Consider the following 7,265-nt stretch of genomic DNA (forward strand, 5'->3'; position numbering starts at 1 on the left):
ACCTAGCCGCCCGCGGGGCCGGGTCGTGTGATCAGGGCTTGGACCAGCCGTTCGCCCGGTCCCACTGCTTTCCGTAGTAGTCGGGGTAGCGCTCATTGGTGGTGGACGTCCTGTGCCGCCCGGCGCGAAGCTCCTTCAGCAGCGCGTCGACCGCGCCCTTCCGGCCGATCCGCCGCCGCTCGGCGTCGGTCAGCTTCTCGCCTCGCCGTTCGGCCTCGGCCACGGCGCGGTGGAAGCCGCGGTAGTACGTCTCCTCCACCGGAAGCACGTCCAGCTTGGCCCCCTGTTCCCTCAGGTCGAACGTCATCTCCAGCTGGCGGACGACCCCTTCGGCCTCCTCCTGGTGGAGACCGTCCACGTACTTGTCCCTCGGCTGGGACAGCTCGGGGCTCTTGCCGGTGTGGTCGTACAGGACGTGGTTGGCCTCGTGCACCAGGTCGATCGCCTCCTCCTCGGGCGAGAGCGCCTCGTCCACGTCCTTGTAGTTGGAGATGACGATCTGGTTGCTCTCGGGGGAGTAGAAGGTGCCGCTCTTCGTCGTGTAGAAGACATCGACGTTGTACCGGTTGAGGATGTCGTTGGCCCAGCGCCCCGTCGGGGTCTGCAGCAGGACCTTGCGGATCTTGGCGTCCTTGACGGCCCGCTCGGCCGCCCTGACGGTGCTCCTGACCCTCGCCCGCTCGCCCATGGAGACCCGGGTCGGGTCGTCCGCGCCGGCCTCCCATATCCGGCGCAGATGTCGGCGTGCGTCTTCCAGCGCCTTTTGCGCCGTCTCCACATCGCCGCGGCGCGCCGCCTCGACCGCCCGCCGCTCGATCACCTGCGGCGGGTCCAAGGGGGGCGGGTCGGGGGCCCTGTCCCTGTTCTTGAGGTTCTTGAGCTTGTTCAGGCCCTTGCCGCCGAAGATGAGGCCGAGCCCGGCCGGAACGGCGCGGAAGACGGCGCGGACCTTGTGGCCGTTGTTCCAGTCGTCGCGGATCGGCTTGGTGGTCTCGTCCACGATGACCCGCGCGGTGTCCCGCGGGTCCGTGGTGAAGAGCGCGCCGATGCCGCTCCAGTTGCTCTTGAAGCCGTCATGGCTGCACAGGTGCGCCAGGCAGCCGGCGAAGGCGACGCCGTCCCAAGCGTCCGTGAACAGGTCGACGGTGCCGAGCCGCAACCCGTCGACGGCGCCGCAGGCCCAGTCGGCCCAGCTCCAGCAGTTGCCGTCGTCCTTCTTCTCTCCGCCGCGCTGGGGAGCGGCGACGGTCTCCGGGCGTCCGCCCCCGGCCGTGCCCGGATTCTCACCGGCCTTCTCGGGGGTGTCGCACCGCGAGCCGGAGGCGACCTTGCAGACGGCGGTCTTGATCGTGGAGACGACGGTGACCGGGACGTTCGTGACGACGAGCGCGCCCACCAGCAGGCCCACCAGAAGGGCCACGGCGATGTAGGAGGCGGGACCCTCACCGCGGTCGGTCGCCGGAGGCACCGGACGCCGGGGCCGACGCGGAAGCGAGAACAAGGGTCACCTCGGTGGGCAGGGATCTCCAGAAGGCGCTCGTCGCCTAACCCCCGGGCACCGAGGCAGGTCCGATTATGACCCGCCCACAAAGGGTGATCAAGCACGTCTAACTCACATTACGGTCACCACAAAGCCCCGGCGCGCCCGCGCGAAACCCGCGGCCGGACAGCGGACCGTCAGGCGAGCGGCAGCCCGCGCAGCACGACCTGCCGCGTGTCGGTGACGGAGGCTCCGGCGTCGATGCTGACCGTGCGCTGCTCGATGTCCGTCCCGTTCCGGACGAACAGGGTGACGACGTAGGCGTCCCCCTTGGCGACGGCCGCGGGCGGCTTCAGCAGGGAACGCAGCCGGGGCTCGGCGCGCTCCCGGGCCTTCTTCTCCTCGTCGGTCGGCTCGGGCCGCCACGTCAGGTCCTCGACGCCGTCGACGACCCGCAGGTAGCGGTTCATGCGCCGCGTCACGTCGAGGTAGGCGCGGGCCACGGCGACCGCCTCGCGCGTGGTCGGCAGGGTCGCCTTCGAGGCGCGCAGCACCTGGCCGAACGCCTCGGGCCTGCCGGTCAGGTACACCACCTTCCCGGTGCTCACCTCGACGGCCACCTGGAACGAGGCCTGCGGGTGGGGGACCGTGTCGAACCGGAAGAACCGCCAGGTCTTCGGCAGCGGAACCGAGACCTCCTGGAGCATCGAGGAGGTCTTGCGGGTCAGGGGGCCCAAGTGGGAGTCCCCGGCCTCCTCCAGGGCCCGCCGCACGGTCTCCCGGATCTCCTCTTCGTTCATCACGCCCCCCTGCTGCCGGGCGGAACGGGTCTGCGTCGGCGCGGTCGAGGAGGCGCCGGCCGGTCCCTCCTGCTCCGCGGTGCATCCCGCGCACAGCACCGCGCACAACGCCGCGATGACACAACCGCGGACGGCCCGCCGCGCGCACGGTCTCACCGTGGAACCGAACACCCGACCTCCCATGGGCAGCCCCGCACGCGTACGTTGGCGAGGACGATAAATGATTCCAGGGGCCGACCGTCACCGGTCATTCGGCGCGTGAGAAGTACCGCCGCGACGCGGACCGGTTGACCAGGATCAAAATGGCCACCGGAAGGATCGCCCCCACCAGGCCGAACGGGTCGCCGTCGGCGATCCGGCCGAACTGCCAGAACAGGTAGAGGACCTCCAGCGCGACGACGCCGACGCGCACCCGGCGGCCCGGTCGCCTCCCGATCGCCCAGGCCGCCGCCAGGCTGGCGACCGCGGGCAGCGAGAGGCCGACCGCGACACCGACGCCCTCGGCGCCGCCCACCACCAGTCCGCCCTGCAGCGCCGCCATGAAGGTCAGGAACGCCGCGACACAGAGCAGGATCCGGACCGTCCTCACCGGCGAAGGCATCGCAAACTGGGCGGTCACCCACACTCCCTGGTCGCACGTCCGAAACCCGCGCTGCGGAACCTACTGACCGCTCCCGCCCCTGTCCATGCCCACCAACCTTCCACCCCGGCCTGAGTGCGGCCTGCGTCAGGGGGCGACGTTCAGTCGTCGGGCCAGTCCGTGGATGGGTGACGCCGGTGCCGGGCTTCCCAGGTCAGCTGTCGGCTCGGGCGATGCCTGCTCGTCAGCCTCGCAATCCTGCCGTCCTGGCACGCGGCCACGGCCACGCCCGCGGGTTGCGCAACGCTTCCCGCAACTCATCGGGATCGATGGCTTCCACGAGCCGTGCGCCCTGCCCAAGTGGCACGAACGCCCACCACGAGCCCGTAGCCATGCCGTACCAGGCCAGCACCCCCGGGTACTCACGCTGGATCGCCCGCACCACCGGCCCAGCGTCCACCCCCTCGGGCGGCACGACCCGGGGCGCGCGGGTCATGCCACGCCCGCCCGGGGCGGACCGGCCCTGTTGCAACTCGTCCGCTGCCAGGCCACCGAGGAAGACCCCAACGGCGCGGAGATCTCCGCCGATGACGACCTTGTGTGGGACTACGACGGCGACGACGCCGTGATGACGCTCACCCGCAACCACCTACACCCCAACCAGTCCCTCACCCTGCGATGGGATGTACCGCATGCCCCTGCGTGACGACATCGAGACGGTTCTCCGCGCGTGGAACGCCCTAGAGGTCAACCGCGGAGCGTCCCCCATCATTGACTTCGACTGCCACCCAGGCGGCCCCGAACCAGAACCCGCCCCCGACCGCCTCACCGTCTACCGACGACTCGCCGACCTGCACCAGCACGCCACCGGCCTACTTGCCGCCCGCCTTGACGCCGACCTCGCCTACCTCGGCGCTCTTCTAGGCGAACGGCCACCCCTGAACGACTACGTACGCGCCACCCAAGGGTGCGACGCCGCCGGTTGGCCCGACGACTACATCGCCGAACGCTTCGAGCAGGCCCGCACCGCCCTAGCCGATCTCGGCATCGCCTGGGGCCCCGACACCAACCGCGAACTCCGCCAGGCAGAGGGACCACTCGACGTCAGCGACGCCCCCGACGCCATCCGCTCAGCCGCCAACGACCTAGAACCCGCCATCCGCCAGGCCACCGGCAGCAACGCCCCCTACACCCTCACCATCGAAACCGCCGAGGTCGACGCCTACTGGGCCTACTGGCTGGATGGCGCCGGCCACAACGTGCGCCTCCGCCTCAACCTCCCCAACGTGGAGTTCACCCAGGCGGGCGCCCGCCAGTTCGCCCTTCACGAAGTCCTCGGCCACGGCCTCCAGAGCGCCAGCTACACCGCCCGCGCCGCCGCCGAAGACGTCCCCTGGGTTCGCCTGCTGTCCATCCACGCACCGCACCAAGTGCTGCTTGAAGGACTCGCCCAAGCCTGGCCCCTGTTCGTCCTGCCCGACGACAAGGTTCTGATCGCCCGCGTCCGCCTGGCCCACTACACGCAACTCGTCCTCGGTCAGGTCCACCGCGCCATCAACGCCGGCACCCCCGCCGCTGAGTGCGCCGACCACCTTCGGGCGTGCGTCCCGTGGTGGAGCGACAAGACCATCGCAGGTTACCTCACCGACCGGGGCACCGATCCCACCCACCGCACCTACATGTGGGCCTATCCGGCCGGATTCGACTGGTTCGCCGCACTCGCCGACGCCGACGCTAAGGTTTCCCGGGAGGTGCTTCATGCCGCGTACCGGGACCCACTCACCCCGACCGACCTCGCCCGGCTCTGGCCGGACGGACCGCCTATCGGTGGACCCGGAGGCCCTGTTCGTCTACGGAAGCCTCCAGTTCCCTGAGGTCCTGTTCGCCCTCATCGACCGCGTCCCCGACCACAACCCCGCAGCCGCCGCAGGGTGGCGCGTCGCCACCCTGCCCGGCGAGGTCTACCCCGGCCTGGTCCCCGGCGAGTCGATAGCCCGCGGCTACCTGCTCACCGGCCTCACGGCCGACGAGTGGCAACTACTGGACGCATTTGAGAACCCCCTGTACGACCTTAAACGCCTAGACCTAGTGGACGGCCGCCACGGCTGGGCCTACGTCTGCAACCCCACCGCCGAAGTAGGCGACGACGACTGGTCCGCCGAACGCTTCCAGGCCCAGCACCTCCCCGCCTACATCGAACGCTGCGCAGCCTGGCGCCGCCGCTACGAGCAGCAAGAACAGGCAAGCTAAGACCCCAGAGACGAAGCACCCAGCGCGTGTCGGGTCTCATGAGGTTGGTGACAGATCCGGCTCGGGAGGTGGGTGACACTTCGGCTAGATGATCTGTGGTTGTTCCTGGGGTGAGGGTAGTGGGGTTGGTGTCTGGGGTGGGGAGGGTCGGCCGGTTCGGCGGTGTTGGGGTTTGCGGGCTTTGAACCGGGCGATCGGTTTGGTGGTGGTGCGGGCGACCTCGGTGATGGTCTGGTCGGCGAGCCTGATGCGGAAGGTGCTGCCGGTGTCCTCGATGGTCACGGTCGCTCCGGCATGGCCGATCCCGACCTGGATCTTCTGCCCTGCGATGACGATCTGGCCGCGGCTGCTGACCTTGCGTTGAGCCTGGACGGGTTCGGTGGCCGGTTGGGGTGGTGGTCCGGCGGGGCGGGCGTCGCGGATGCGTGCGATGTCGGTGTCGGTGAGTGGGTTGGGCAGGGTGCGCAGCAGGGTGTGCCCGTCGATCAGGTGCAGCAGGGTGCCGTCGATGCGTGCGGTCAGGCGGCGTCCGGCCAGGTGGTAGCCGACCGGGTGTTGGCGGCCGCCCAAAGACAGCAGGCCGCTGGCGTTGACGGTGCGGTCGACTTCGATCGCCTGGCCGGGCCCGGGGCGGGACGGGGGCGCCGTCGGCTGGATGCGGGTGCCGCCGGCGGCAAGCAGTTGCCGCAGGTGCTGTGGGGTCAGCCGGGAGGGGACCTTTTTGATCCTGGTTCCGGCGGTCAGCAGCTCGATGGTTGCGGTGTCGGCCCGGAGGGTGAGGGTGAGCCCTGCGTGGTGGGGGCCGAGCCAGAACTGCTGGCCGCAGACAGACAGGTTGCCCGAGGCCGGGACGATGCGGGTGAACTCCACCGCCACGTTCACCGGGTCGATGCCATCGGCCGACAGCACCAGCCCCGCGGCTTGCGCGGGGTCGAGCTCCTTGCGCGGCGGCGGCACCGCCGCAGGCTTCGGCTCGGCCGCCGGGTCGGGTTCGGGCTCGGTGTCGGGGTGGGGCCGCAGTGTGGGCGGCAGGCGCAGGGGGAGGTGGTCGTCGCGGCGGGGCTGGAATCGGTCGGCGGGGCAGGCCATGTCCAGGGACTGATGCGGCCGGGCGGTGTTGTAGTGGTGGACGAAGGCGTCCAGGACCTGCCGGGCGTGCTCGATGCCGGTGAAGGGGCGGTGGCCGTCGAGCAGTTCGCGGCGCAGAGTCTGGTGGAAGCGTTCGATCTTGCCGGTGGTGGTGGGCGAGGCGGGCCGGGTCAGCCGGTGCGCGATGCCGTTCTCGCGGCAGATCCTGTCGAACAGCACCTCCCCGCCGCGGCCGAACCGGGCGGTGAACTGCTTGCCGTTGTCGGTGAGCAGTTCATCAGGAATGCCGAACCTGGCCAGCGCTTCGGCCAGGGCCAGGCAGACGGCCCGGCCGGTGGGGCGGGCCACCACCGCGGCGATCACGCAGTACCGCGAGTGGTCGTCGATGCCGGTGACGACCTTGCACTCGGTGCCGTCCGCGAGGAACACCCCGCCGACGATGTCCATCTGCCACAGTTGCATCGGTTCGGTGCGCTGCCAGCGTTTGTAGTCCTCACGCCGCCGACCCCGCGGCGTGACCTGCACCAGGCCGTGCCGGACCAGCACCCGGTGCACCGTGGCCCGTGACGGCACCGGACCCGGGCAGCCCCGACGGCCCAGTTCCCACACCAGACGGCGAGCACCCCACGAAGGATGGTTACGCCGCAGCTCACAGATCAGCGCCTCCACCTCGGCAGGCGTGCGGGACGGCGAGGAGGCCGGACGCGAGGAGCGAACCGACAACCCGGCCAGGCCCTCATCGCGATACCGGCCCAGCCACCGGTGCACCGCCTGACGCGACACCCCGAACCGGCCCGCCACCTCCGTGACACTCGCCCCCGACAGCACCTGCAGCACAGCCTGATACCGCTGCTCCACCACGCTCAACTCCACCAACACTCGGCGAAGTGTCACACACGTCCTGAGCACGATGTGTCACGCAGGTCATGAGACCCGACACAACCACGCCGCCCGCTGGATGAAAACTTTCTCTACGTCTTCAAGGGCGCCCCGCTGCGCGGGCCGCCGGGCGGCCGCCCGCCCCGGCGCGCCGGGCGTGCGGCCTCTTCGGTCCGATCCCGCCGCG

General features: G+C 70.4%; 6 protein-coding genes and 1 pseudogene. 3 read left to right on the forward strand and 4 right to left on the reverse strand.

Annotation, left to right across the window (positions count from 1 at the left end):
• Positions 1-31: 31 nt before the first annotated feature.
• The 3 genes from QSK22_RS12960 to QSK22_RS12970 form a co-directional block, all read right to left on the reverse strand.
• The gene (locus QSK22_RS12960) at positions 32-1,420 is read right to left on the reverse strand and encodes a periplasmic substrate-binding domain-containing protein (RefSeq protein ID WP_285494341.1); all 1,389 of its coding nucleotides are present in this window, start codon (positions 1,418-1,420) and stop codon (positions 32-34) included.
• A 257-nt stretch (positions 1,421-1,677) separates the two neighbouring features.
• Positions 1,678-2,280: a hypothetical protein gene (locus QSK22_RS12965; RefSeq protein WP_285494342.1), complete on the reverse strand. Its 603-nt coding sequence runs from the start codon at positions 2,278-2,280 to the stop codon at positions 1,678-1,680.
• 247 nt (positions 2,281-2,527) lie between these two features.
• Positions 2,528-2,869, reverse strand: coding sequence for a hypothetical protein (locus tag QSK22_RS12970; RefSeq protein WP_285494343.1), 342 nt, complete (start codon positions 2,867-2,869; stop codon positions 2,528-2,530).
• 517 nt (positions 2,870-3,386) lie between these two features.
• Here QSK22_RS12970 and QSK22_RS12975 point away from each other — a divergent pair.
• From QSK22_RS12975 to QSK22_RS12985, 3 genes are read left to right on the forward strand one after another with little or no spacing between them, the layout of a single operon-like run.
• Positions 3,387-3,566 (forward strand): hypothetical protein, encoded by a 180-nt coding sequence (locus tag QSK22_RS12975; protein WP_285494344.1) that lies wholly within the window; start codon positions 3,387-3,389, stop codon positions 3,564-3,566.
• On the forward strand, positions 3,553-4,734 hold the full coding sequence (locus QSK22_RS12980) for a type 2 periplasmic-binding domain-containing protein (protein ID WP_285494345.1): 1,182 nt from the start codon (positions 3,553-3,555) through the stop codon (positions 4,732-4,734). The genes QSK22_RS12975 and QSK22_RS12980 overlap by 14 nt, the downstream gene beginning before the upstream one ends.
• Positions 4,688-5,110, forward strand: a complete 423-nt coding sequence (locus tag QSK22_RS12985; protein ID WP_285494346.1) for a gamma-glutamylcyclotransferase family protein — start codon at positions 4,688-4,690, stop codon at positions 5,108-5,110. Before QSK22_RS12980 ends, QSK22_RS12985 begins: the two co-directional genes overlap by 47 nt.
• Before the next feature lie 156 nt (positions 5,111-5,266).
• On the opposite strand, the pseudogene QSK22_RS34000 reads toward QSK22_RS12985, so the two are convergent.
• Positions 5,267-7,078: pseudogene (locus QSK22_RS34000) on the reverse strand (IS481 family transposase); the annotation flags it as partial.
• Positions 7,079-7,265: the final 187 nt, after the last annotated feature.

The sequence above is a fragment of the Actinomadura sp. NBRC 104425 genome (genome assembly GCF_030269545.1).
GTDB classification, from domain to species: domain Bacteria; phylum Actinomycetota; class Actinomycetes; order Streptosporangiales; family Streptosporangiaceae; genus Spirillospora; species Spirillospora keratinilytica.

Excerpts from the sequence above, each read along its gene's own strand:
- QSK22_RS12980 (WP_285494345.1), top strand. The coding sequence starts at position 3,553 with ATGCCCCTGCGTGACGACATCGAGACGGTTCTCCGCGCGTGGAACGCC.
- QSK22_RS12965 (WP_285494342.1), bottom strand. The coding sequence starts at position 2,280 with ATGAACGAAGAGGAGATCCGGGAGACCGTGCGGCGGGCCCTGGAGGAG.